The following is a 24,241-nucleotide window of genomic DNA, read 5'->3' as shown; positions in this document are numbered from 1 at the left end:
GAAAATCCGGACCCACCATGTCGTCGCCTTCCGCCCCTTCCACCCGTTCTGCCGCCTCCGAATCCTGGCCCTGGCCGCCGGCCATGCGCGCCAGCGCGGCCGTGCATGTGGCCGCGTTGGGCGCGGGCGTGCTGGTGCCGGGCGCGTGGCCCTGGGCGCTCGGCGCGGTGGCGCTGAACCATGCGCTGATCACCGGTGCGGGCCTCACGCCGCGCAGCAACCTGCTCGGCCCGAACGTCACGCGCCTGCCCGAAGCCGCCGCTGCGCGTCGCGAGGTGGCGATCACCATCGACGACGGGCCCGAGCCCGAGGTCACGCCCCGCGTGCTCGACCTGCTGGACGCCCACGGCCAGCGCGCCACCTTCTTCTGTATCGCCGAGCGCGTGCTGGCGCATCCTGCGCTGGCGCGCGCGATCGTCGCGCGCGGCCACAGCATCCAGAACCACACGGCGCGGCATCGGCACAACTTCTCCTTCCTCGGCCCGCGTGGCTTCGCGGCGGAGATCACGCGCGCGCAGGACATCCTGACCGACGTGACTGGCCAGCGCCCGACCTGTTTCCGCGCGCCCGCCGGCCTGCGCAACCCTTTCCTCGAACCCGTGCTGCACCGCCTCGGCCTCTCGCTCGTGAGCTGGACGCGGCGCGGTTTCGACACCCGCGAAGGCGACGCCGCCAAGGTGATGGCGCGCCTCGCCCACCACCTGCAGGCACGCGACATCCTGCTGCTGCACGACGGCAATGCCGCGCGCACCGCCGCAGGACAACCCGTCTTGCTGGAAGTCCTGCCCTTGTTGCTCCAACGCCTGCGCACCGATGGATTGCGCGCCGTGACCCTGCCTGAAGGATTGAAGACCGCATGAGCGCCGTGATGCCATCGACGATGACCACCGACCAAGCCTGGCGCGAGCTGCACGAAGCCGCGACCGTGCCCTACAAGAAGGGCGGCACCTTCGCCTGGCAGTTCGCGCGCGGCAAGCTCGGGCGCGACCCGGTGTTCCGCGGCCTGCTCGAACGCGGGCTGATCGACGCGCAGCACCGACGCGTGGTCGACATCGGCTGCGGACAGGGCCTCTTCGTGAGCCTGCTGGCGTCGATGAGCACGATGCAGCAACAGGGACGTTGGCCGGCCTCCTGGGCCGCCACGCCCGCTGCCGCGGACTACACGGGCATCGAACTGATGCCGAAGGACGTGGCGCGCGCCGAGGCGTCGGTCGGCCATCTGAAGCCGACGCCGCGGCTGGTGTGCGCCGACATGTGCTCGGCCGCCTTGCCCGACTGCGACCTGGTCGTGATCCTCGACGTGCTGCACTACGTGGACCTCGCCGCGCAGGAGGGCGTCTTGACCCGCGTGCGCGACGCGCTGCGCCGTGGCGGCAACCCGAAGGCGCGCCTGCTGCTGCGCGTGGGCGACGCGTCGAGCACGCGCGGTTTCGCGATCAGCCAGTGGGTCGATCGCACCGTGACGCGCATCCGCGGCCACAAGGTCTCGCCGACCTGGGGCCGCCCGCTGGCCGAGTGGATCGCCGTGCTGCAGCGCTTGGGTTTCCGCGTGCAGAGCATGCCGATGAGCGAAGGCACGCCCTTTGCCAACGTGCTGCTGGTGGCCGACCTGGAGACTGCCGCTTGACGGCACCGCAGACGCTCGACCGCGCGGGCATCGCCGCGCGCATTCCGCACAGCGGCAGCATGTGCCTGCTGGAGCGCCTCGAAGGCTGGAACGCCGAATCGATCCATTGCAGCACCACGACGCACAGCCAGGCGGACAACCCGCTGCGCACCGAGAGCGGCCTGCTCGCGCCCAACGCCATCGAGTACGCGGCGCAGGCCATGGCGCTGCACGGCGGCCTGCTGGCCGTCGAGGGCAGCACACCGTCGGCCGGCTTCCTGGCCAGTGCGCGCAACGTGAAGCTGGCGGTGGCGCGGCTGGACGACATCGCCGGAGCGTTGCAGGTGCGCGCGAAGCGCCTGTCCGGCGACGACCGACAGGTCTTGTATGAATTCACGGTGGCGGCCGACGACGGCCGCCTGCTGGCCGAGGGCCGGGCCGTGGTGGTCTTGAACACGCCGCTGGCGGACATGGGAAGCACACCGTCATGAGTTTCGAAGGAAAACGCACACTGATCACCGGCGCCAGCGGCGCGCTCGGCGCGGCCATGGCGGAGCGTTTTGCGCGCGACGGCGCCACCGTGCTGCTGCATGCGAACTCGCGGCCCGAGGCCATCGAGCAACTGGCCGCGTCGATCACCGCCGCCGGCGGCAAGGCGGAATGCCATGTGTTCGACCTGCGCAGCGACGAGGCCTGCGCGGCCGGCTGCGCACGCATCCTCGAAGGCGGCGCGGTGCAGATCCTCGTCAACAACGCGGGCGTGCACGACGATGCTGTGCTGCCCGGCATGCGCGCGGAGCAATGGCACAAGGTGATCGACGTGTCGCTCAACGGCTTCTTCCGCGTGACCCAGCCGCTGCTGCTGCCGATGATGCGCACCCGTTGGGGGCGTGTGCTGAACATCTCGTCCGTCGCCGCCATCGCGGGGAACAAGGGGCAGGTGAACTATGCCGCGGCCAAGGGCGCGCTGAACAGCGCGACCAAGGCACTGTCGCTCGAAGTGGCGTCGCGCGGCGTGACCGTGAACGCGATCGCGCCCGGGATCATCGCCTCGCCGATGGCCGACGCGGTGTTCGATCCCGCGCTCATCAACCAGATGGTGCCCGTGAAGCGCGCCGGAACGCCGCAGGAAGTGGCGGCGCTGGCAGCGTTCCTGGCAAGCGATGAAGCCGCGTACATCACGGGTCAGGTGATCTCGATCAACGGCGGGATGATCTAAGGCCCTGCTGCTTCGTTTTTCATTGCGGCGAGCAGGGCATCCACTTCACCCTGGAGCCCGGCAGGTGGTGCGGTGTGGGCGGCCCCTCTGTGCCGCCGAGGAGCGCAGCGTTTCGCGGATCAGGGCTCGCAGCTGTTTGAGCCGAAGGCGAGTTCTGCGAGACCCCGCGAAACGCGAGCACCGCAGGGGAGCCGCGAAGCGGCCGGCACAGTGGGGCCGACCGCGCCGTGCCGCCTGTCGGGCGCTCCCAAAAGGCCTAAAGAGGCAGCGTATCGAACGCAGCGTAGGCCGTAGCCAGCCAAGACTTCACGCGCTGCCGTTCCAGCAATCCAAGCGCATGCGGCCCTTCGCGGTCGTTCACCGCCTTCCAGAAACTCGTGTTCTGCGCATCGATCTTGCGCATGCTGGCTTCGTGCAAACGCGGCAAGGCGATCACGCGCGCCCCATTCGCATTGGCCTTCGACAGCGACTGCGAAGCCAGCAGCATCCCGAAGTCGCTGCCGCGCCCGTAGTTCTGCACCACGATGTAGTTGGGCCGATTGCCGAAGGTGTCGATCAGCGTGCCGAGCAGGTCGGTGGAGTCCTTGCCGTCGTCCAGCACGTGCCAGAAGTTGACCGTGACGTCGATCTCCTCGAACACGTCGAACAGGTCGGATTCCTTGATCCAGCGCGACAGCGGCGCCAGCGTCTGCGCCGCGAGGTCGACGATCACGCTCTGCTTCGGGTTGGTCTCGAAGCCGTTCACCACCGTGTCCAGGCCTTCGAAACTGTCGACCACCACGGGCGAGGCAAAGCCCTCGTAGAAGCGGGTGAAGGAGCTGTGCGAACGGTCGGTGTCGAAGCCGGTGAAAGGTCGGCTGCGATCGATGAAGTACTGGGCCAGCACGCGTGCCGTGACCGATTTGCCGACACCGCCTTTTTCGCCGCCGATGAAGTTGATGGAGCTCATGAGTGGTTGCTGCCTCGAATGGGTTGAGGGGTGGAGGAGGGCGGATTCATTCTAGGGGTCGCCTGTCACGCCACTGTGGCTAGCGACCCCGCTTGCTCATGCCCTGCAGCAAGGGATGTGCCTGCAGGCGCTGCTGCAGCCGTTTCTTCCATGGAGCCGGCAGCACTGACGTGTCGATCATCGCGGGCCACTGGTCGCGCGCGAGGCGGGCCGTGTCTGCGACGACGCGCCGCATGCGCGGCTCATGCACGCCAGCCGAGAAGCAGAACGCGCGCACGTTGGCGGGCGTGAACATCGCGGTGCGACGGGCTGGGGTCGCACCGACTGGGGCCGGCAGCAGCGGCAACGCGTGGCCCTCGACGCCCTGCAGCGCCGCATAGGCCACGATGTCGTAGGCCGGCGCCAGGCGCGGTGCGACGCCATCGGGGTACAGCACGCCGAAGTTCTTCAGGTGGGCATCCGGGTTGCCCAGCAGGTCGTTGACCACGAGCCGGCGCACCAGTTCGAGCACGGCGTCTTCGCCCAACGATGGAAAGGCGCGCATCGCGAGCGCCATGTCGAGGTAGCTCCCGCTGTACTTGTGCATCGGGTCGACCGCGAGCACCTGCGCGAAGTCTTCGAAGTGGATGCGGCGCGCGCCGTCGCGGTCGAAACGTGTGACGGCCAGGAACTCGGGCTCGTCCGGCAGCGCATAGCTGTGCTCCGCCGCGATGGCCGACAGCGGCGCAAGTTCGGCGTGGCACACCTCGACGCCCGCCACCCCGGCCATCTGCAGCGAAAGCATTTCGAGCTGCGGCATGTGAGGCCGGCCGGCCACCGGCAGCTTGGCGATCACCCGCGTGCTGGCGCCGGCCCGAACGCGCGCCACATAGCGGCCGCCCTGACGGCGCAGGCCCAGCTTGGGCTGCACGCCCGAGACCGAGATGCCCTGCGGCATCGGCAACTCGACCACCGACATCTCGAGCGCGTCCTGGTCCTGCGTGATGAGCCGCTGCAGCGTGCCGCGGTCCACCGACACCGGGCGCGCGGCCACGGCGCCGGGCAGGTCGCCGCCGCAGGCCGCCAGCAATTCGAAGTGATCGTTCTCGCGGCAACCGCGCAGCTGCGCGATGTGGCTGCGCAGCACGCCTTCGGGCAGCAGGTTCTGGAAGAAGCCGGGCAACTGGCCGCCTTGGGCGTTGAACAGCGGGTTCTTCACGTCGCTCCACAGCGCGGCCTGGGCCGCAGGGTCGCTCGCGACCATCGACAGCGAGAGCACGCCGGGCGGCGGGTTGGCGATCAACTCGGGCTCCGCCACGAAGCGGCATAGGTCGGCGTACTGGAACAGCTTGCCGAGGCGGTGCGCGCCGAGCGAAATCTCGAGGATCTTGACGTTCATGGCGGTGAGCGGCGGCCCCGCACGTAGGGCGGCGCGGCAGGCGCTTCGGCCAGCGCCCGGCCGACACGCGTGGCGACGGGGCGGTAGCCGGGATCGACGGCCGTGCCTTCACCGAAGCCCTTGGGCGCGAGCTGCAATTCGAGCCCCAGCGCATCGACCAGCGCGAGCAGCGACGACAGCTGCGGATTGCCCTTCAGGCTCAGGGCATTGCGCACCGAGCGCTCGGTGAGCCCCGAACGCAGGGCGATCTCGGCGTTCGTGAGGCCGGTGGCCCCGCGACGCGCCGTGAGGGCGGTGATGAGTTCCTGCTTGTCCACGGAAAGATATTACCGCAAATGCCTATTTCGGAAACATATTTCCGATGCGAAGAACCTACTTGGGTATCAGCGTGAAGAGCGGCATGACCACGCCCATCACCCAGTTCTGCCCGAAATCAAGGGCTGCCCGGCGGTACTTCTCGTCGGCCTGCGCGGCCAGCAGGTCGAGCCGTGCCACCACCTTCGACAGCTCGCGATCGGCCACGAGGTTGCGCCCGCGCTCGCTGATCTCGGTGGCCAGCAGCAGCGGCTGGCCGTCGGGGCCGGTCTTGGAAGAGATGAGCCAGAGCGAAATCTCGAAGTTGCGCGCCGTGCGGTAGCTGTTCTCGGCATCGACCCCGTCGATCATGGTCTGGTCCCAGGTGTTGCCGTTGGCCTGCTTGAGCATCGAGGCCCATCCGACGACCAGCGCCGCCACGCGGTCGCCCTGGTAGGCCTGCGGACCGGTCTCGAAGGCCAGGCGGATGGCGTCGATGCCGGTGGCGCCGCGCAGCTCGGGCAGCGGCGTGCCCTGCAGGACCGCGTCCCAGGTGCGCTGCGTGGCTTCTTCCATGCTGGCGGCCGACTTGCGCCATTCGCGCGGGTTGCGCCGGTACAGCGTGGTCTGCACACGGCGCACCGATTGCAGGTTGTCGCGCAGCGACAGGTTGGCGATGCGGTTGGTGGCCGATTGCAGCCATTCCTGGTTGCCGTAGGGCTCGGCGCGCTCGGTGGAACGGAAGGAGGAACAGCCCGTCAGCGCCAGCGGCGCGAGCAGGGCGGCCGCGGTGCCCGCCAGCAGGCAGGTGCGTCGCGCCGCGAGAGGAGAAGCCAGGGAATCGCTCATGCCCTGACGTTATCATCCACGGCTGGGGCGGCGGCCCGCTTCAAGCTGCGGGCCCGTGCAATTTTCCTTACAAATCAATACCTTGGCGCTACGCCAAGGCAGGGCGACAAGTCGTGCGTCTTAACTCCATCAAGCTCTCGGGCTTCAAGTCGTTCGCCGAACCCACCAACTTCCTGCTGCCGGGCCAACTGGTCGGGGTGGTGGGTCCGAACGGCTGCGGCAAGTCGAACATCATGGATGCCGTGCGCTGGGTGCTCGGCGAGTCGCGTGCGTCGGAACTGCGCGGCGAGTCGATGCAGGACGTGATCTTCAACGGCACGACCACCCGCAAGCAGGCCAGCCGCTCGAGCGTCGAACTGGTGTTCGACAACGCCGACCACCGCGCCGGCGGCCAGTGGAACCAGTTCACCGAAATCGCCGTGCGCCGCGTGCTCACGCGCGACGGCACCAGCAGCTACTACATCAACAACCAGCCGGTGCGTCGCCGCGACGTGCAGGACGTGTTCCTGGGCACCGGCCTCGGCCCGCGCGCCTACGCCATCATCGGCCAGGGCACGATCAGCCGGATCATCGAATCCAAGCCCGAAGAACTGCGCCTGTTCCTCGAAGAAGCCGCCGGTGTCTCCAAGTACAAGGAGCGCCGCCGCGAAACCGAGAACCGCCTGGGCGACACGCGCGAGAACCTCACGCGCGTCGAAGACATCCTGCGCGAACTCAACGCCAACCTCGAAAAGCTCGAGAAGCAGGCCGAGGTGGCGGCGCGCTACAACGCGCTGCAGGGCGACGCCACGAAGAAGCAGCACCAGCTGTGGTTCCTCAAGCGCGGCGAAAGCGATGCCGACCAGGCCAAGATCAAGGCCGATTCCGAAAAGGCCATCAACGACCTCGAATCGCGCACCGCCGACCTGCGCCGTATCGAGTCCGAACTCGAAACCGTGCGCCAGGCCCACTACGGCGCAGGCGACCTGGTGAACCAGGCGCAAGGCAAGCTGTACGAAGCCAGCGCCGAAGTCGGCCGGCTCGAAGGCGAGATCCGCTTCGTGGTCGAAGGCCGCCAGCGCGTCGAGCAACGCCTGGTGCAACTGCGCGAACAGATGGGCCAATGGGGCCGTCGCCGCGAAGAGGCCGAGGCCGAGATCGAGACGCTGGCCGGTGCCGGCGTGGATGCCGAAGAGCAGGCCATCCTGCTGGCCGCGCAGCTCGAAGAGCACGACGCGCGCCTGCCTGACCTCGAAGAGGCCGTGCAGCGTGCGCAGAACGAAGCCAACACCCAGCGCGCGACGGTGTCGCAGGTGCAGCAGCAGATCCAGGTGCTGGCCGCCGACCAGCGCAACATCGAAGACCAGAGCCGCCAGCTCACGCTGCGCAGCGAACGCCTGCGCGCCGACCAGAACGCGCTGGCCGCGCCCGACGAGGACCGGCTGACCGAAATGCAGGAGCAGCTGGCCGCGGCGCAGGAAACCGCCAGCGAATCCGACGCCCGCCTGCAGGAACTGCAGGAGGCCGTGCCGCAACTCGACGAAGACCGCCGTGCCAAGCAGCAGGCCGTCAACACCGAGGGCGCCCGACATGCCGAGTTCTCGGCCCGCCTCGAAGCGCTGCGTGCGCTGCAGGAGAAGGTCAAGACCGACGGCAAGCTCGCCCCCTGGCTCGCCAAGCATGGCCTCGACGGCCTGCAGGGCCTGTGGAGCCGCATCCACATCGAACAGGGTTGGGAGAACGCGCTCGAATCCGCACTGCGCGAGCGCCTGGGCGCGCTCGAAGTCAGCCGGCTCGACATGGTGCGTGCCTTCGGCAACGACGCGCCGCCTGCCAAGCTGGCCTTCTACAGCCCGCCCGCCGCTGGCGTGCCGCAGGGCGCGGGTGCGCTGCCCAAGCTGTCGAGCCTGCTGCGCCTGAACGACGCCGGCCAGCAGGCGCTACTGAACGACTGGCTGCACGGCTGCTACACGGCCGAGAGTTTCGAAGAGGCGCTGGCCCAGCGCGCCACGCTGCAGCCCGGCGAAGTGATCTACGTGCGCAGCGGCCACGCCGTGTCGTCGCACAGCGTGAACTTCTACGCGCCCGATTCCGAGCAGGCCGGCCTCCTGGCCCGCCAGCAGGAAATGGAAAACCTCGAGCGCCAGCTCAAGGCCCAGACGCTCATCAACGAAGAGGCGCGCACCGCGCTGGTCCGCGCCGAAGCGGCCTACGGCGATGCCGCGCAGCGCCTCGTCACGGCGCGCCGCGAAGCCGCCGAAACGCAGTCGCGCGCCCATGAACTGCAGGTCGAAACGCTGCGCATGACGCAGCTCGCCGAACAGACCCGCGCGCGCAGCCAGCAACTGGCCGCCGACCTCGGTGAGGTCGATGCCCAGCTCGAAGAACTGCAGGAAAAGCGCATCGCCGCCGAAGGTCGCTTCGAAGAACTCGACATGCAGCTGGCCGACAGCCAGGAGCGCCATGCGCAGCTCGACGAGCGTGTGATCGAAGCCGGCCGCGCGCTCACGGCCAGCCGCGAACAGCACCGCAGCCTCGAGCGACAGGCGCAGGAAGCCACCTTCTCGCAGCGCACGCTCGAAGCGCGCCGCGGCGAACTGAACCGCAGCATCGAAACCGCCTCGCAGCAGACCGTCTCGCTGACCGACGAAGACGAGCGCGCCCGCGCCGAACTCAGCCGCCTGTCGGATGCCGCCGCGCAAGCCGGCCTGCAGGACGCGCTGTCGCTCAAGCTGGAGCGCGAGACCGCCTTGGGCGCGGCCCGCAGCCAGTACGACGACCTCACGCTCAAACTGCGCGCCAGCGACGAGCGCCGGCTGCAGCTGGAGCGCGAACTCGATCCGCTGCGCCAGCGCATCACCGAGTTCCAGCTCAAGGAGCAGGCCGCGCGCCTGGGCGTCGAGCAGTACCAACAGCTGCTGGACGACGCCGGCGCCGACCTCGAGGCGGTCGCGCAATCGATCGAGACCGAGAAGGTGCGCCTGACCGGCCTGCAAAGCGAAATCGACCGCCTGAACCGCGAGGTGGTCGCGCTCGGCGCCGTCAACCTCGCCGCGCTCGACGAACTCGCGATTGCGAGCGAGCGCAAGATCTTCCTCGACGCCCAGTCGGCCGACCTGAACGAAGCCATCGGCACGCTCGAAGACGCCATTCGCAAGATCGACGCCGAAACGCGTGACCTGCTCGGCGGCACCTTCAAGATCGTCAACGAGCACTTCAGCCGCATGTTCCCGGAGTTGTTCGGCGGCGGCAACGCCAAGCTGATGATGACGGGCGACGAAATCCTCGATTCCGGCGTGCAGGTCATGGCCCAGCCGCCCGGCAAGAAGAACCAGACCATCCACCTGCTCTCGGGCGGCGAGAAGGCGCTCACGGCCATTGCGCTCGTGTTCGCCATCTTCCAGCTGAACCCGGCGCCTTTCTGCCTGCTGGACGAAGTGGACGCGCCGCTGGACGACGCCAACACCGAACGCTATGCCAAACTCGTCTCCGCCATGAGCCGTGAAACCCAGTTCCTTTTCATCAGCCACAACAAGATCGCCATGGAAATGGCCGAACAGCTGATCGGCGTGACCATGCAGGAGCAGGGCGTGTCGCGCATCGTTGCGGTCGACATGGAGTCGGCGGTCTCGATGGTCGAAGCGGCATAAGGCAGGCGCGCGCATGAGCAATCTCACCCTCGCCCTGGCGATCCTCGGCGGCCTCGTTCTCGCGGCCGTCGTGGCCTACAACACTCTGATGTCGCGCCGCAACGCGCCGCGCCAGCCCGATGCGGTCGACGTCGCCCTGGCCGAAGCCGAGCGCGCGCTGGCCGGCGGCAGCGACGGCGGCGTGGAGCCGATGCTCCATGCCGACCCGAGCCAGGTGGCCGGCAGCGACCGCCACGAGCCGCTGTTCGATCCCGACCTGCCCGCGCCCAGCGGCATGCCCGTGCCCACCGGCGAGCGCCGTGGCGGGCTTGATCCGCTGATCGACGTGATCGCGCCCATTTCGCTCGAAGGCCTGGCCTCGGGCGATGCCGCGCTCGCGTCCATGCCGTCGACGCGCCGCGCCGGCAGCAAGCCGGTGGCCATTGAAGGCCTGAACGACCTCACCAGCCAGTGGGAGCCGCCGGCGCCCGGGCAGCGCTACCGCGCGTTCCAGGTCGGCGTGCAGTTGGCCAACCGCACCGGGGCGCTCAACGAGATCGAGTACTCCGAGTTCGTGGTCAAGGCGCAGGCGTTTGCCGACGCGGTGAACGGTGCGCCCGAATTTCCTGAAATGCTCGACGAAGTGGCGCGTGCCCGCGAGCTCGACCAGTTCGCCAGCGCGCACGACGCGCAGCTGGGCTTTGTGCTGCGTGCGCTGCATGCGGCCTGGAGCCCGGGCTACGTGCAGCAGAACGCTGCGCGGCTGGGCTTTGTCGCTGGGATTATCCCGGGCCGCATGGTGCTGCCGACCAGCGAGGCCGGCCTGCCGCCGATCCTCGGGCTCTCGTTCGACACCCAGGCCGCGCTGGCCGACGATCCGGCGCAATCGGCCATTCGCGAGCTCAGCCTGAGCCTCGATGTGCCGCAGGTCGATCGTGGCGAAGAGCCGTTCCGCCGCATGCGTGAAGCTGCTGCCACGCTCGCCCGCGAGATGGACGGCGTGGTGACCGACAGCGACGGCCAGTTGCTGCGCGACGAAACCATGGACGTGATCGGCACCGACCTCGAGCAGCTGTACGACACGCTCGACGCACGCGATCTCGCCGCGGGTTCGCCGCTGGCGCGTCGCCTCTTCAGCTGATCCGTCTTTTTCCCGAGGGACCCCCCATGACAACGCGCGACGAAGCGGCACGCGAAGCCGCCGCACTGAGCGAGCAGCTGCATCGCCACGCCCATCTCTACTACGTGCTCGACGCCCCCGAGCTGCCCGACGCCGAGTACGACAAGATGTTCCAGCGCCTGCAGGTGCTGGAGACCGAGTTTCCCGAACTGCGCACGCCCGATTCGCCGACGCAGCGCGTGGGCGGCACGGTGCTCGACAGCCTGGCCAAGGTGCGCCACCGGGTGCCGATGCTGTCGATCCGCACCGAGACCGACATCACGCCCGCCGGCGCCAGCGCCTTCGACGCACGCGTGCGCCGCGAGTTGGGCCTGGCCGAAGACGCGCCGCAGATCAGCTACGTCTGCGAACTCAAGTTCGACGGGCTGGCCATGAGCCTGCGCTACGAACACGGCGTGCTGGTGCAGGCCGCCACGCGCGGCGACGGCGAGGTGGGCGAAGACGTCACGCAGAACATCCGCACCGTGCGCGAGATTCCGCTCAAGCTCAAGGGCGCGGCCCCGCCCGTGGTCGAGGTGCGTGGCGAGGTCTACATGAAGCGTGCCGATTTCGACGCTCTTAACGAGCGCCAGCGCCAGAAGATCGCCGCCGGGCAGAAGAACGAGAAGGTGTTCGTCAACCCGCGCAACGCGGCGGCCGGCGCGGTGCGCCAGCACGACCCGGCGATCGCGGCAGAGCGCCCGCTGAGCTTCTTTGCCTACGGCCTGGGCGAGGTTTCGCCCGCGACCGACGGCGGCCCCGACATCGCGACCCAGTTCGACTGGCTGCAGCAGTTCCACGCCTGGGGCTTTCCGGTGGCCACGCAGACCGCGCGGGCGACCGGTGCTATTGAACTGATAGCGTTCCACGAAACCATCGGCCGCCAGCGCGATGCGCTGCCGTACGACATCGACGGCGTGGTCTACAAGGTCGACAGCCTGGAGCTGCAGCGCCAGCTGGGCTTTGTCTCGCGCGAACCGCGCTGGGCCGTGGCCCACAAGTACCCGGCGCAGGAGCAGCTGACCGAGGTGGTCGGCATCGAGATCCAGGTGGGCCGCACCGGCAAGCTCACGCCGGTCGCCAAGCTGGCGCCGGTGTTCGTCGGCGGCGTGACCGTGACCAACGCCACGTTGCACAACGAAGACGAAGCCCGCCGCAAGGATGTGCGCGTGGGCGATACGGTGATCGTGCGGCGCGCCGGCGACGTGATTCCCGAAGTGGTGGGCGTGGCGCCCGACAGCCTGGCCAAGCCGGACGACCAGCGCGGCGCGGTCTTCACCATGCCGCACAAGTGCCCCGTGTGCGATTCCGAGGCGGTGCGGGAGGAGGGCGAGGTCGACTACCGCTGCACCGGCGGCCTGTTCTGCGCGGCGCAGCGCAAGGAGGCCATCCTGCATTTCGCGGCACGTCGCGCGGTCGACGTCGACGGGCTGGGCGACAAGCTGGTCGAACAGCTGGTCGATGCCAACCTGATCCGCACCTTGCCCGACCTCTACAAGCTCGGTTTCGTCACGCTGGCGGGCCTGGACCGCATGGCGGAGAAGTCGGCGAAGAACCTTGTCGATGCGCTAGAAGCCTCGAAGAAGACCACGCTGCCGCGCTTTTTGTTCGGCCTGGGCATCCGCCATGTCGGCGAGAGCACGGCGAAGGACCTCTCCAAGCATTTCGGCAAGCTCGACGCCATCATGGAGGCGACCGAGGAGCAGCTGCTCGAGGTCAACGACGTCGGCCCGGTGGTGGCGCAGAGCCTGCGCACCTTCTTCGACCAGCCGCACAACCGCGAGGTGGTCGAGCAGCTGCGCGCCTGTGGCCTGACCTGGGAAGAGTTCGAGCCCGAGGCCCGCGCGCCCAAGCCTTTGGCGGGACTGACCTTCGTGATCACCGGCACCCTTCCTACGCTGGGCCGCGACGAAGCGAAGGATAAATTGGAGGCAGCCGGCGCCAAGGTGGCCGGCTCCGTCAGCAAGAAGACCCACTACCTCGTGGCCGGGGAAGAGGCCGGCAGCAAGCTGGACAAGGCGCGCGACCTCGGCGTCACGGTGATTGACGAGGCGCGTATGCTGGAGATCCTCGCCAGCGGTGTTCCGCCGGCACCCGACGCCTGAGTCGCCCGGCGCCCGGGATCCAGGCCTTTACCGGCCGTTACGCGACTTCACACCAGCGCAGTCAACAGGGTCTACAAGCGGGCGTTGAACGATCACAGAAGGCCGACAAGGAGTCCCTCATGCAAAAAATTCGTGTTCTCGCTACCAGCCTCGCACTCGGCGGCATCGCGCTGCTGAGCGGCTGCGTGGCCGTTCCTGGCGATCCGTACTACTCCGGCGGCTATTCCGAACCGTACTACTCCGACCCGGGTCCCGTGGTGGTGCCGGCGCCGGTCTACATCCAGGGTGGCGGCTACTACGAGCGGCGTCCGTACTACGACCGCCGTCCTTATTACGACGGCCGTCGGCCGGCTTACCCGTACCCCGGCGTGCGACCCTCGTACCCGACGACCCGCCCGGGTTGGGGCGGTGGCCGCCCGCCCGTTGCCGTGGTGCCGCCCGGCGCAGGTATCACGCCTGCGCAGCCCCAGCAGGTGCCCCGCGGCCCTGCGCGGCTGTGGACGTCGCCGGACTCGAAGAACAATCCGGGGGGTATCCCGTGATCGTGGCCTGAGGCTCTCGCGATAATCGCGCGATGGCCTTCCGCGAAATCCTCAAGATGGGCGACCCCCGGCTGCTGCGCACCGCGCAGCCGGTCGCCGCTTTCGACACCGACGAACTGCACCTGCTGGTGCGCGACATGTTCGAGACCATGCAGGCGGTCAATGGCGCCGGCCTCGCGGCGCCGCAGATCGGCGTCGACCTGCAGCTGGTGATCTTCGGCACCGACACCGTCAATCCACGCTACCCCGACGCACCGCCAGTGCCACGCACCGTGCTGCTCAACCCCGTCATCACGCCGCTGGGCGATGAAGAGGAAGAGGGCTGGGAAGGCTGCCTGTCGGTGCCCGGCCTGCGCGGCGTGGTGCCGCGCTTCGCCCACATCCGCTACACGGGCTTCGACCTGTACGGCGACCCGATTGACCGCACCGCCGACGGCTTCCATGCGCGCGTGGTGCAGCACGAAGTCGATCACCTGTTCGGCAAGCTGTACCCGATGCGGGTGCGCGATTTCTCGCGCTTCGGCTACACCGAGGTCCTGTTCCCGGGCCTCGATGCGGCCGACGACGACTGATTCGCCAGTCGCCTCTTCGCTTACTTGTTGTTGAGCCCGAAGCGCCCGCCACCCGTGAGCGCGAGCGAGATCGCCGCGAACAGGAACATGCCCTGCAGTTCCAGCGCCCAACCGCCTTGCCCGTTCAGCGCGCCGAGGTCCTTGCGGTGGGCCAGCCAGATTGCCACCACCATGTTGATGGCCACGACCAGCGCCGCGGGCCGCGTGAACAGGCCGACGATCAGCAGCACCGGGGCCAGGATCTCGCCCACGTAGACCAGGTAGGCCAGCACCGCGGGCACGCCGTGCGACGCGAGCATGCCGCCGATGCCGTCGACGCCCTTGCCGACTTTGGCAATGCCATGCAGCAGGATGAGGATGCCCAGCGCAACGCGCAGGATGAGCTTGCCGGTGTCGTCGGACTTGACCATGGTGTGATTCCTGTTCGGGAGTGATGAAAGGGCCGTATGGTAGTGAAACTGCGAGGCAGACCGGCCTGCCGCCGGGAAGCCGTTCGACATATGTATCCAACGCAGGGTTCTTTGTCGGCGGCCTGCATCGCCCCGTACACTGCCTTTTGCCTACTGTTGAGGAGCACACACCAATGATGATGAAGAAGACAAGCACCCGATTCCGCCCGGCACTGCTCGCCGCTGCCTCCGTTCTTGCGCTGGCCACCGCGGCCCCGGCCTTCGCCGGCAAGACGCTCGACGCGGTCAAGCAGCGCGGCAGCGTCAAGTGCGGCGTGACCAACGGCGTGGCCGGTTTCTCGGCCCCCGACACGCAGGGCAACTGGTCGGGCCTGGACGTCGACACCTGCCGCGCCATCGCCGCGGCCGTGCTGGGCGATCCCAAGAAGGTCGACTTCGTGCCGCTGAACTCGCAGCAGCGTTTCTCGGCCCTGCAGGCCGGCGAGATCGACATCCTCGCGCGCAACACCACCTGGACGCTCACGCGCGACGCCTCGCTGGGCTTCAACTTCACCACCATCACCTACTACGACGGCCAGGGCTTCCTGGTGCCCAAGAAGCTCAAGGTGACGAGCGCCAAGCAGCTGAAGAACGCCACCATCTGCACGCAGTCGGGCACCACCAACGAGAAGAACGTGTCGGACTACTTCCGCGCGCAGAACATCCCGGTGAAGACTGTTGTGTTCGAGAGCTTCGAAGCTTCGTTCAAGGCCTTCTTCTCGGGCCGCTGCCAAGCCTTCACCACCGACGCCTCGGCGCTGGCCGGCCTACGCAACAAGGAAGCGACCAACCCTGACGACTACCTCATCCTGCCCGAGCTGATCTCCAAGGAGCCTCTGGCGCCGCTGGTGCGCCGCGGCGACGACGAGTGGTTCGCCATCGCCAAGTGGGTGCCCAACGCGCTCATCGAGGCGGAGGAGTTCGGCGTCACGCAGGCCAATGCCGACCAACTCAAGGCCGGCAGCAAGGACCCGGCGCAGCAGCGCTTGCTCGGCGCGGGTGAAGACCTCGGCAAGCTGTTGGGCCTGGACAAAGACTGGTCGTACCGCGCCATCAAGGCCGTGGGCAACTACGGCGAGATGTTCGAGCGCAACGTCGGACCGAAGTCGGTGCTCAAGCTGCCGCGCGGCTCCAACAACCTCTGGAGCAAGGGCGGCCTGATCTACGCACCACCGGTGCGATGAGGCAGGAGGGCGCCTCGCGCCGCGGCGCCTGGCTGGCCTGGCTCGTTCAGGCCCTGTTGGTGCTGGCCGTCGTGGCCGGCGCCTTCTGGGTGGTGAACCATGCGCTTGAGGTGCTGCGCGCACGCGGCGTGCGTTCGGGCTTCGACTTTCTCACCGAGCCCGCGGGCTTTTCGATCAGCGAGGGCTGGCTCGACTTCGACGCCAGCCAGCCGTCATGGCGCGCGTTCCTCGCGGGCCTGATCAACACCGTGCGCGCGGCCGTGCCGGCGGCCATCTTCGCGGTCGTGCTCGGCACGCTGATCGGCATCGGCCGGCTCGCGCCGCACGTGCTGCTGCGCGGCATCTGCACCGCGTACGTGGAACTGCTGCGCAACGTGCCGCTGCTGGTGCAGCTGCTGATGCTGGCGTTCGCGATGGCCAACCTGCTGCCCGATCCGACCGAGCCCGTGCACTTGCTGCCGGGCGTGTGGCTCAGCAAGGGCGGGCTCAGCGTGCCCTGGCCCGTGGCGGGCGAGGGCGGTGGGTGGCCCACGCATTTCGAATGGCCCGAGCGCGGTGACTTCGGCGTGAGCGGTGGCGCCGCGCTGAGCCCGGAGTACGTGACCATCGTCGCCGGGCTGTCGCTGTACTCGGCGGCCTTCGTCGCCGAGATCGTGCGCGCCGGCATCCTCTCGGTCTCGCAGGGGCAGGTGCTGGCGGGGCAGGCGCTGGGCCTGTCGTCGGTGCAGCAGTTGCGCATCGTGATCCTGCCGCAGGCGCTGCGGGTGATCGTGCCCTCGCTCACCAACCAGCTGCTGAGCCTCACCAAGAACTCGTCGCTCGCCGTGGCCGTGGGCTATCCGGAACTGGTGTCGGTGGCCAACACGACCATCGGCTCCAACGGCCGCGCCTTCGAGTGCATCGCGATCATCATGGCGGTGTACCTGCTGTTGTCGCTCGTGATCTCCTTCGGCATGAACCGCTACAACGCGCGCGTTGCGCTGCGAGGCTGGCGATGAGAAACGTCGCGCAAGGCCCCATCGCGTGGCGCAGCGAGCTGTGGGGTTCGCCGCTGCGCGCACTGGCCACGGTGCTGCTGCTGGGCCTGCTGGCCTGGGCCGGCTTCCACGCGTTCGAGTGGGGTGTGGTGCACGCCGTGTTCCGCCCCGACGCCGACGCGTGCCGCGCGGTGCAGCATGGCGCCTGCTGGGGCGTGGTGGCCGAGAAGTGGCGGCCCATGCTCTTCGGGCGCTTCCCGTACGAAGAGCAATGGCGCCCGGCTGTTGCCGTCGTTGTGCTGTCCGCGGTGACGGTGCTCAGCGCCTGGCCGCGCAGCTGGCGCTGGTGGCTGGCGCCGTTGTGGGGCGTGGCCTTGCTGCTGTTCGTCGGGTTGATGCACGGCGGCGTGGCGGGGCTGAGCCCGGTGCCGACCAGCCGCTGGGGCGGCCTGCCGCTCACCATCGGGCTGGCGGTGGTGGGGCTGGCGCTGGCCTTTCCGCTGGCGCTGCTGCTCGCGATGGGGCGGCGTTCCGAATGGCCCGTGGTGCGCACGCTGAGCGCGAGCTACATCGAGCTGGTGCGCGGCGTGCCGCTGATCTCGGTGCTGTTCATGGCCTCGTTCCTGCTGCCGCTGTTGTGGCCCGCGGGCTGGCAGCCCGACGTGCTGGTGCGCGTGCTGATGGGCCTCACGCTGTTCGTCGCGGCGTATCTGGCGGAGATCATCCGCGGCGGCCTGCAGGCCGTGCCGCGCGGGCAGACCGAGGTGGCGATGGCGCTGGGCTTCGGTCGCTGGCCGGTGCAGCGCGACATCGTGCTGCCGCAGGCGCTGCGGCTCGTGGTGCCGGCGTTGACCAACAGCGTGGTCGGCACGCTGAAGGACACCTCGCTGGTCACCGTGGTCGGCCTGTTCGAGCTGACCGGCGCGCTCGGGCTGGCGCTGGGTGGCGATCCGGTCTGGCGGCCGTTCTACCTCGAGGGCTACCTGTTCGTGGCCGCCGTCTACTGGCTGCTGTGCTTCGGGCTGTCGCGCTACAGCGTCTGGCTGGAGCGGCGCCTGGGCACCAGCTCGGCGTAGCCGGTCTGCGCATCGGGCTCGCGCGAGAAGCGCCATTCGGGCAGCACCGCGACGAGGATCTCGGCCGTGGTGCGCACCACGCAGCCCGGCGCGGCATGGCCGCCCGACACGTGGCCGGTGCCGTCCGACACGCTGAGATGCAGGTGCGAGCCGTCGGGCGACAGCGTGCCGGCGAGCGTGAGGATTTCAAGGTCGCCTTCGATCCGCGTCGCCGACTCAGCACCCGCGAAACGGATGCTCGCGCCGCGCAGGCTGCCGATGCCCGAGACCACGAAGGCCGCGTCGCCGATGCCGGCTTGCTTCAGCACGGCGTCGAGCGCCGCGCGCAGGTCGTCGCCCGGTTGCAGCCGCAGCACCAGCGTGTCCATGCGCGTGCGCCTCGCGTCAGCTCGCCGACAGCGCCTTGTCGACCACCTGCTGCGCCTCGCCGAGGATGCGGGCGAGGTGGTCGTCGCCGAGGAAGCTCTCGCCGTAGATCTTGTAGATGTTCTCCGTGCCCGAAGGCCGTGCGGCGAACCAGCCGTTCTCGGTGACGACCTTCACGCCGCCGATGGCCGCGCCGTTGCCCGGGGCGTGGCTCAGCACGTTCTCGATCTTCTCGCCGGCCAGCGTGGTCGAGGTGATCTGCTGCGGCGACAGGGCCGACAGGCGTTTTTTCTGCTCGGGCGTGGCGGGCGCGTCCACCCGGTCGGACACGGGGCGCCCCAGCGCCTGCGTCAGCTCGTTGAAGCGCTCGCCGGGGTCGCGGCCCGTGCGTGCGGCGATCTCGGCCGAGAGCAGGGCGGGCACGATGCCGTCCTTGTCGGTGGTCCAGGCGCTGCCGTCGTGGCGCAGGAAGGTGGCGCCCGCGCTTTCCTCGCCGCCGAAGCCCAGCGAGCCGTCGACCAGCCCGTCGACGAACCACTTGAAGCCCACCGGCACTTCGTACAGCGGGCGGCCCAGCCGCGCCGCCACGCGATCGATCATGCGGCTGCTGACCACCGTCTTGCCGACGGCCGCCTGCGCCGGCCAGTGCGGGCGGTGCGTGAAGAGGTAGTCGACCATCACCGCGAGGTAGTTGTTCGGCTGCATCAGGCCCGCGCTGCGCGTGACCACGCCGTGGCGGTCGTGGTCGGTGTCGCAGGCGAAGGCGATGCCGAAGCGGTCTTTCAGCGCGACCAGCCCGTGCATCGCGTCGGGCGACGACGGGTCCATGCGGATGCGGCCGTCCCAGTCGAGCGACATGAAGCGGAAGGTCGGGTCGACCGCCTGGCTCAGCACGTTCAGGCGCTGGAGCTTGTAGCGCGCGGCAATGGCGGGCCAGTAGTGCACGCCGGCACCGCCCAGCGGGTCGACGCCCAGGTCGATGGTGCCGCCGCGGATCGCGTCCATGTCGAGCACCTGGGCCAGGTCTTCGACATAGGTGTTCAGGTAGTCGTGGCGGTGCGTGGTGGACGCCTTCAGCGCCTGCGCCAGCGGCATGCGCTTCACGCCTTCGAGCTTGTTCGCCAGCATCTTGTTGGCGGCGGCTTCGACGGCGGAGGTGATGTCGGTGCCCGCGGGGCCGCCGTTGGGCGGGTTGTACTTGAAGCCGCCGCTTTCGGGCGGGTTGTGCGAAGGCGTGATCACGATGCCGTCGGCCAGGCCGCTCGTGCGTCCGCGGTTGTAGACCAGGATGGCGTGGGACACGGCCGGCGTGGGCGTGTACTCGTCGTCCTTCGACAGCATCAGCTCGACGCCGTTGGCCGCCAGCACCTCGACCGCGCTGGCGAAGGCGGGCGTGGACAGCGCGTGCGTGTCGATACCCAGGAACAGCGGGCCGTCGATGCCTTGCTGCTTGCGGTAGTCGCAGATGGCCTGGCTGATCGCCAGCACGTGCCATTCGTTGAAGGCGTCGTCGAACGAAGAGCCGCGATGTCCCGAGGTGCCGAAGGCCACGCGTTGGCTGGGCACGGCTGGGTCGGGGCGACCGGTGTAGTAGGCCGAGACGAGGCGCGGCACGTCCACCAGCAGATCAGACGGGGCCGGCTGGCCCGCGAGGGGATGGGAAGTGGTGCTCATGTCGAAAGCGGGTGATGAAAGAGGAGCGTGCCGGCGGTGCCGTGCGCGCCCTTTCAGCATACGCCATGGGCGGGGGCGGCTTGCCGCCTGCGCGCCCGTTCACAGAAGTCCGCTTACAACCCTTTCAATGTGAGCGCCGCGTGCGGACCCGCTCCGGGCCGTCGCCCGTGGCGAGCCACCGGGCGGGCACCTCGAAGTACGCGGCGATCGCATGCAGGTGCAGGGTGCCGGCGCAGCTGTGGCGATCGGTGAGCCAGCGGATCACGGTGGGGGCGCTGACGCCGCACTGTCGGGCGAGTTCGGATTTCCATTGGGGCTGCGATCCGGCGACGAGCGAGATCAGGCGGTCTTGAAAACTGGCGTTCATGGTCGGCCCCCTTTGGCGACAACAGCGGTCGGCTCTGAATTTCCTCGAAACGCGCCAGGCACCCAACCCCTCCTTCGCAGGGGCTGGTAGTTTTTTGCATGGAGGGTGATCTAGTTCCGACGCGCGGCGGCTGCACCCGTGGGCGCCAGCGTCAGAATGAGGGTGCATATCGGCCAGAAAGGCCGAAGGGGGTGTGCCATGAAAGTGATGTTGCTGGACGATCACGCATTGTTTCGCGCCGGTCTGCGCATGCTGCTGGAGAACACGGGTTGCAGTATCGAGATCTTCGAGGCCGCCACGGTCGACGAAGCCTGCGCTCTGGCGCTGCGCCATCCCGACCTGGACCTCTGCTTGCTGGACCTCGAGCTCAAGGGTGAGTACGGCCTGGACGCGCTGGTGCGTCTGAGGGCCATGGCGCACGACATCGCGGTCGTGGTGGTGTCGGCCTCGACCGACGTCGACATCATCCGCGGCTGCCTGGAGGCGGGCGCCATGAGCTTCGTGCCCAAGACCATGCCGGCCGACTTCCTCAAGCAGGCCCTCGAGACCGTGCTGGCGGGGGAGGTCTACCTGCCGCAGGAAATCCTGCACGTGGGGCCGAAGAGCACCGCCAGGCCGACGCTCAGCCCGCGCCAGACCGACACGCTGCACGGCCTGGCGCGCGGGCTGCCGACCAAGTCGATCGCGCGCGAGCTCGGCCTGTCCGAGCACACGGTGAAGGAGTACATCGGCACCTTGTTCCAGGCGCTGGGTGTGCACAATCGCACCGAGGCCGTGATCATGGGCATCCGCCTGGGGCTGTTGTCGCCGCTGCAGCGCAAGGGGTCATGAGCGGGCCTCCGCGGGCGGCTAAGCTTCAGGCTGGTTTCAAGGAGCAAGACAAGATGCGCATGATGTTTGGCCGGCACGGGTTTCTTCTGACGGCTGCGGCCCTGGCTACGGTGCTCGCGGGCTGCGAGGCCCCGCCCAAGGACCGGCCGCTCACCTCCGAAGTGCCGGCGCCGCCGAGCTTCGCGCCGCCGCCCGAAAGTTGCCAGGCCCCGGAAGTGCGCTTTGCTTTGGGCATGCAGGCGACGCGTCCGTTGCTCGAAGAAATGCGCCAGCGCGCCGGCGCGAAAACCGCCCGCACCGTGCCGGCCACGGCACCGGCCGATCCGGCCCAGGACGCGACGCGCCTCAATGCGCAGGTCGATCCCACGGGTCGCATCCTCGGCGCGTACTGCGGCTGAGCCGCACACGCCGATTCAGCGGCCTCACTGCGAGGCCAGCGCCTCCATCAGGTCGGTCTCGATGGCCAGCTGCGTCTTCTGGCCTTGCAGTTCCGGCCCACTGATCAGGAAGGTGTCTTCCACCCGTTCGCCCAGGGTCGTCACTTTGGCCAGTTGCAGGTTCAGGTGATGCCGCGCGAGCACGCGCGCCACCGAATACAACAGGCCCGCGCGGTCGCTGGCCGAGATGCTGAGCAGCCAGCGCTGCGCCTTGTCGTCGGGCACGAGGCTGATGCGCGGCTTGATCGGAAAGCTGCGCACCCGGCGTGACACGCGCCCCATGCTCGGCGCGGGCAGCGCGCCGGCCTCGGTGAGCGTTTGCGCCAGGCCGGTCTCGACCATGCTGATCAGGTCGCGGTAATGGTCGGGCTGGAAGGTCGTCACCACCTGGAAGGTGTCGAGCGCGTAGCCGTTGCTCGTGGTGTGGACCTTGGCGTCCAGGATGCTGAACGAGGCCTGGTCGAAATAGCCGCAGATGCGCGCGAACAGGTCGGACTGGTCGGGCGTGTAGACCACGACCTGCAGCCCTTCGCCCACCGGCGACAGGTGCGCGCGCACGATGGGCAGCGCCTTCGGGTCGATGGGCACGTTCTTGGGCGGCACGAAGCGCGACAGCTGCTTGGCGTGCCAGGCGATCTCGGTGGCGTCGTGGCGCATGAAGTAGCCGACGTCGAGCGTGTCCCACAGCGCCTTGTGCGCCTCGAAGCGCTGGGCGTGCAGGGCCAGCAGCACCAGGGCCTCGCGCTTGCGGGCCTCGACCTCGGCGTCCGGGTCGGGCATGCGTCCGCCCAGGGCGCGCAGGGTGAAGCGGTACAGGTCTTCGAGCAGCTTGCCCTTCCAGGCATTCCACACGCGCGGAGAGGTGCCGCGGATGTCGGCCACCGTCAGCAGGTACAGCGCCGTGAGGTAGCGCTCGTTGCCCACGCGCTTGGCAAAAGCCCCGATGACCTCGGGGTCGCCCAGGTCCTGCTTCTGCGCGACCTGGCTCATCACCAGGTGCTCGGCCACGAGGAATTCGATGAGCTTGGCGTCTTCGCGGGCGATGCCGTGCTGCTTGCAGAAGCGCTGCACGTCGCGCGCGCCGAGCGTGGAGTGGTCGCCGCCACGGCCTTTGGCGATGTCGTGGAAGAGGGCGGCGACGTAGAGAATCCAGGGCTTGTCCCAGCCGGCCGCAAGCTGCGAGCAGCCCGGGTACTCGTGCGCATGCTCGGCGATGAAGAAGCGGCGCACGTTGCGCAGCACCATCAGGATGTGCTGGTCCACCGTGTACACGTGGAACAGGTCGTGCTGCATCTGTCCCACGATGCTGCGGAAGACGCGCAGGTAGCGTCCCAGCACCGAGGTCTGGTTCATGAGCCGGAAGGCATGCGTGATGCCGTAGGGCTGTTGCAGGATCCGCATGAAGGTCACGTGGTTGACCGGGTCGTTGCGGAACTTGCTGTCCATGACATGGCGAGCGTTGTACAGCGCACGCAGCGTGCGCGCCGACAGGCCCTTCACGCCGATCGTCTTCTGGTACAGCAGGAAGGTCTCGAGCACCGCATGCGGCTCGCGCTCGTACAGGTCGTCGCTGGCAATCTCGATCAGGCCGGCGCGTTCGTAGAAACGCTCGTTGATCGTCGTGGGCTGCTCGTCGATGGGCTGCAGCCGCTCGGAAATATTGAGCAGCAGGATCTGGTTGAGCTGCGACACCGCCTTGGCCGCCCAGTAGTAGCGGCGCATCAGCGCCTCGCTCGACTTGCGCTGCGACTCGCTCTCGTAGCCGAAGCTCGCGGCCACGGCGGTCTGCAGGTCGAACACCAGCCGGTCTTCGCGGCGGTTGGCGATGACGTGCAGGCGGGCGCGAATGAGCGAGAGCAGGGCCTCGTTGCGTTTGATCTGCTGCGCCTCGAAGGGCGTGGCCAGGCCGTTCTTGGCCAGGTCGTCCCAGCGGCTGCCGAAGCCGGCGGCCTTGCTCATCCACAGGATGGTCTGCAGGTCGCGCAGGCCGCCGGGCGATTCCTTGCAATTGGGTTCGAGCGCGTAGGGCGTGTTGTCGAACTTCTGGTGGCGGTGCCGCATTTCCTGCGACTTGGCCACGAAGAAGGCCTGCGGATCGATGGCCTGGGTGAAGCGGCGGCGAAAGGCCGCAAAGAGCTTCTTGTCGCCCGTGATCAGGCGCGATTCGAGCAGCGAGGTCTGGACCGTGATGTCCTTGGCGGCCTCGTCCAGGCACTCCTCGAGCGTGCGCACGCTGGAGCCGATCTCGAGGCCGGCGTCCCAGCACTGGCCGATGAAGGCCTCGATGCGGGCCGGCTCGACGCCGCTGTCCTGGCCCTCGGGCGGCAGCAGCAGCAGCACGTCGACGTCGGAGTACGGAAACAGCTCGCCGCGCCCGTAGCCGCCCACCGCGGCCAGCGCGAAGGCGTCGCCGAAGCCGGCTTCGTTCCACAGCGCAGTGAGCGTCTGGTCGGCCAGCGCCGAGAGCTGGCGCAGCACCGTGTGGACGCTGCGGGTGGGCGCGCGTGCGAAGCGCAGGGTGTCGAAAAGGGCGAGCTTTTTCGCGCGATAGGCTTCGCGCAGCGTCGCCACGTCGATCTTGGCTGCTTCGATCACGGCG

General features: G+C 68.6%; 23 protein-coding genes. 14 read left to right on the top strand and 9 right to left on the bottom strand.

What is annotated here, in order from left to right; genetic code table 11:
* Positions 1 to 17 precede the first annotated feature (17 nt).
* Genes AC1RAA_RS04850 through fabG form a run of 4 tightly spaced genes read left to right on the top strand, consistent with a single transcriptional unit; the run spans position 18 to position 2,825 of the window.
* A complete protein-coding gene (locus AC1RAA_RS04850) occupies positions 18 to 860 on the top strand; it encodes a polysaccharide deacetylase family protein (protein WP_492726857.1) in 843 nt (280 codons plus the stop codon).
* Positions 857 to 1,627 (top strand): class I SAM-dependent methyltransferase, encoded by a 771-nt coding sequence (locus AC1RAA_RS04845; protein WP_492726855.1) that lies wholly within the window; start codon positions 857 to 859, stop codon positions 1,625 to 1,627. The genes AC1RAA_RS04850 and AC1RAA_RS04845 overlap by 4 nt, the downstream gene beginning before the upstream one ends.
* Positions 1,624 to 2,097 (top strand): hotdog family protein, encoded by a 474-nt coding sequence (locus AC1RAA_RS04840; protein WP_492726852.1) that lies wholly within the window; start codon positions 1,624 to 1,626, stop codon positions 2,095 to 2,097. Before AC1RAA_RS04845 ends, AC1RAA_RS04840 begins: the two co-directional genes overlap by 4 nt.
* Positions 2,094 to 2,825: a 3-oxoacyl-ACP reductase FabG gene (gene fabG / locus AC1RAA_RS04835; RefSeq protein ID WP_159271769.1), complete on the top strand. Its 732-nt coding sequence runs from the start codon at positions 2,094 to 2,096 to the stop codon at positions 2,823 to 2,825. Before AC1RAA_RS04840 ends, fabG begins: the two co-directional genes overlap by 4 nt.
* Positions 2,826 to 3,081: 256 nt before the next feature.
* Here fabG and AC1RAA_RS04830 read toward each other — a convergent pair whose 3' ends face one another.
* The 4 genes from AC1RAA_RS04830 to AC1RAA_RS04815 all read right to left on the bottom strand — a co-directional run bounded on the left by AC1RAA_RS04830 (position 3,082) and on the right by AC1RAA_RS04815 (position 6,295).
* Entirely contained in the window at positions 3,082 to 3,774 is a 693-nt protein-coding gene (locus AC1RAA_RS04830) for a P-loop NTPase family protein (protein WP_062471226.1), read from the bottom strand.
* A gap of 79 nt (positions 3,775 to 3,853) precedes the next feature.
* On the bottom strand, positions 3,854 to 5,152 hold the full coding sequence (locus AC1RAA_RS04825; RefSeq protein WP_492726850.1) for a type II toxin-antitoxin system HipA family toxin: 1,299 nt from the start codon (positions 5,150 to 5,152) through the stop codon (positions 3,854 to 3,856).
* The gene (locus AC1RAA_RS04820) at positions 5,149 to 5,469 is read right to left on the bottom strand and encodes a helix-turn-helix domain-containing protein (protein WP_070060699.1); all 321 of its coding nucleotides are present in this window, start codon (positions 5,467 to 5,469) and stop codon (positions 5,149 to 5,151) included. The genes AC1RAA_RS04825 and AC1RAA_RS04820 overlap by 4 nt, the downstream gene beginning before the upstream one ends.
* A 55-nt stretch (positions 5,470 to 5,524) precedes the next feature.
* Entirely contained in the window at positions 5,525 to 6,295 is a 771-nt protein-coding gene (locus tag AC1RAA_RS04815) for a hypothetical protein (protein ID WP_369628924.1), read from the bottom strand.
* A gap of 113 nt (positions 6,296 to 6,408) precedes the next feature.
* On the opposite strand from AC1RAA_RS04815, the gene smc reads away from it, so the two are divergent.
* The 5 genes from smc to def all read left to right on the top strand — a co-directional run bounded on the left by smc (position 6,409) and on the right by def (position 14,281).
* Positions 6,409 to 9,924, top strand: a complete 3,516-nt coding sequence (smc, locus tag AC1RAA_RS04810) for a chromosome segregation protein SMC (protein ID WP_492726847.1) — start codon at positions 6,409 to 6,411, stop codon at positions 9,922 to 9,924.
* A gap of 13 nt (positions 9,925 to 9,937) precedes the next feature.
* Positions 9,938 to 11,044, top strand: a complete 1,107-nt coding sequence (locus AC1RAA_RS04805; RefSeq protein WP_492726845.1) for a cell division protein ZipA C-terminal FtsZ-binding domain-containing protein — start codon at positions 9,938 to 9,940, stop codon at positions 11,042 to 11,044.
* Between the two features lie 26 nt (positions 11,045 to 11,070).
* Positions 11,071 to 13,167 (top strand): NAD-dependent DNA ligase LigA, encoded by a 2,097-nt coding sequence (gene ligA / locus AC1RAA_RS04800; protein WP_447744237.1) that lies wholly within the window; start codon positions 11,071 to 11,073, stop codon positions 13,165 to 13,167.
* Between the two features lie 119 nt (positions 13,168 to 13,286).
* Entirely contained in the window at positions 13,287 to 13,709 is a 423-nt protein-coding gene (locus AC1RAA_RS04795; protein WP_492726842.1) for a hypothetical protein, read from the top strand.
* Positions 13,710 to 13,741: 32 nt separating this feature from the next.
* The gene (gene def / locus AC1RAA_RS04790; protein WP_070060694.1) at positions 13,742 to 14,281 is read left to right on the top strand and encodes a peptide deformylase; all 540 of its coding nucleotides are present in this window, start codon (positions 13,742 to 13,744) and stop codon (positions 14,279 to 14,281) included.
* 20 nt (positions 14,282 to 14,301) lie between these two features.
* Here def and AC1RAA_RS04785 read toward each other — a convergent pair whose 3' ends face one another.
* Positions 14,302 to 14,691 carry a DoxX family protein gene (locus tag AC1RAA_RS04785; protein WP_062471245.1) on the bottom strand — a complete coding sequence of 130 codons (390 nt, stop codon included), beginning with the start codon at positions 14,689 to 14,691 and terminating at the stop codon, positions 14,302 to 14,304.
* A 179-nt stretch (positions 14,692 to 14,870) separates the two neighbouring features.
* Between AC1RAA_RS04785 and AC1RAA_RS04780 the strand changes: the two genes are divergently transcribed.
* The 3 genes from AC1RAA_RS04780 to AC1RAA_RS04770 are packed head-to-tail and all read left to right on the top strand — an operon-like array spanning position 14,871 to position 17,967.
* Positions 14,871 to 15,914 (top strand): amino acid ABC transporter substrate-binding protein, encoded by a 1,044-nt coding sequence (locus tag AC1RAA_RS04780; protein ID WP_492728329.1) that lies wholly within the window; start codon positions 14,871 to 14,873, stop codon positions 15,912 to 15,914.
* Complete coding sequence (locus tag AC1RAA_RS04775) at positions 15,911 to 16,912, top strand: amino acid ABC transporter permease (RefSeq protein ID WP_070060693.1); 1,002 nt, start codon at positions 15,911 to 15,913, stop codon at positions 16,910 to 16,912. Before AC1RAA_RS04780 ends, AC1RAA_RS04775 begins: the two co-directional genes overlap by 4 nt.
* Positions 16,909 to 17,967 carry an amino acid ABC transporter permease gene (locus AC1RAA_RS04770; protein WP_070060692.1) on the top strand — a complete coding sequence of 353 codons (1,059 nt, stop codon included), beginning with the start codon at positions 16,909 to 16,911 and terminating at the stop codon, positions 17,965 to 17,967. The genes AC1RAA_RS04775 and AC1RAA_RS04770 overlap by 4 nt, the downstream gene beginning before the upstream one ends.
* On the opposite strand, the gene AC1RAA_RS04765 is transcribed toward AC1RAA_RS04770, so the two are convergent.
* The 3 genes from AC1RAA_RS04765 to AC1RAA_RS04755 all read right to left on the bottom strand — a co-directional run bounded on the left by AC1RAA_RS04765 (position 17,922) and on the right by AC1RAA_RS04755 (position 20,374).
* Complete coding sequence (locus AC1RAA_RS04765) at positions 17,922 to 18,335, bottom strand: PPC domain-containing DNA-binding protein (protein WP_492726837.1); 414 nt, start codon at positions 18,333 to 18,335, stop codon at positions 17,922 to 17,924. The two genes, AC1RAA_RS04770 and AC1RAA_RS04765, sit on opposite strands and share 46 nt — an antisense overlap.
* 16 nt (positions 18,336 to 18,351) lie before the next feature.
* Positions 18,352 to 20,007, bottom strand: coding sequence for a phosphoglucomutase (alpha-D-glucose-1,6-bisphosphate-dependent) (gene pgm / locus AC1RAA_RS04760; RefSeq protein ID WP_492726830.1), 1,656 nt, complete (start codon positions 20,005 to 20,007; stop codon positions 18,352 to 18,354).
* Positions 20,008 to 20,131: 124 nt separating this feature from the next.
* Entirely contained in the window at positions 20,132 to 20,374 is a 243-nt protein-coding gene (locus tag AC1RAA_RS04755) for a helix-turn-helix domain-containing protein (protein ID WP_062471259.1), read from the bottom strand.
* Between the two features lie 198 nt (positions 20,375 to 20,572).
* Between AC1RAA_RS04755 and AC1RAA_RS04750 the strand changes: the two genes are divergently transcribed.
* Together AC1RAA_RS04750 and AC1RAA_RS04745 are read left to right on the top strand one after the other, a co-directional pair.
* Positions 20,573 to 21,205 carry a response regulator gene (locus AC1RAA_RS04750; protein ID WP_492726828.1) on the top strand — a complete coding sequence of 211 codons (633 nt, stop codon included), beginning with the start codon at positions 20,573 to 20,575 and terminating at the stop codon, positions 21,203 to 21,205.
* Between the two features lie 53 nt (positions 21,206 to 21,258).
* Positions 21,259 to 21,603, top strand: coding sequence for a hypothetical protein (locus tag AC1RAA_RS04745; protein ID WP_492726826.1), 345 nt, complete (start codon positions 21,259 to 21,261; stop codon positions 21,601 to 21,603).
* A 24-nt stretch (positions 21,604 to 21,627) separates the two neighbouring features.
* On the opposite strand, the gene AC1RAA_RS04740 is transcribed toward AC1RAA_RS04745, so the two are convergent.
* Positions 21,628 to 24,237: a [protein-PII] uridylyltransferase gene (locus AC1RAA_RS04740; RefSeq protein ID WP_159276945.1), complete on the bottom strand. Its 2,610-nt coding sequence runs from the start codon at positions 24,235 to 24,237 to the stop codon at positions 21,628 to 21,630.
* Positions 24,238 to 24,241 lie beyond the last annotated feature (4 nt).

Source organism: Variovorax sp. GW823-FHT04F07 (assembly GCF_058795995.1).
Note: the sequence above shows the minus strand (reverse complement) of the source record. Positions and strands in the feature narration are given on the sequence as shown.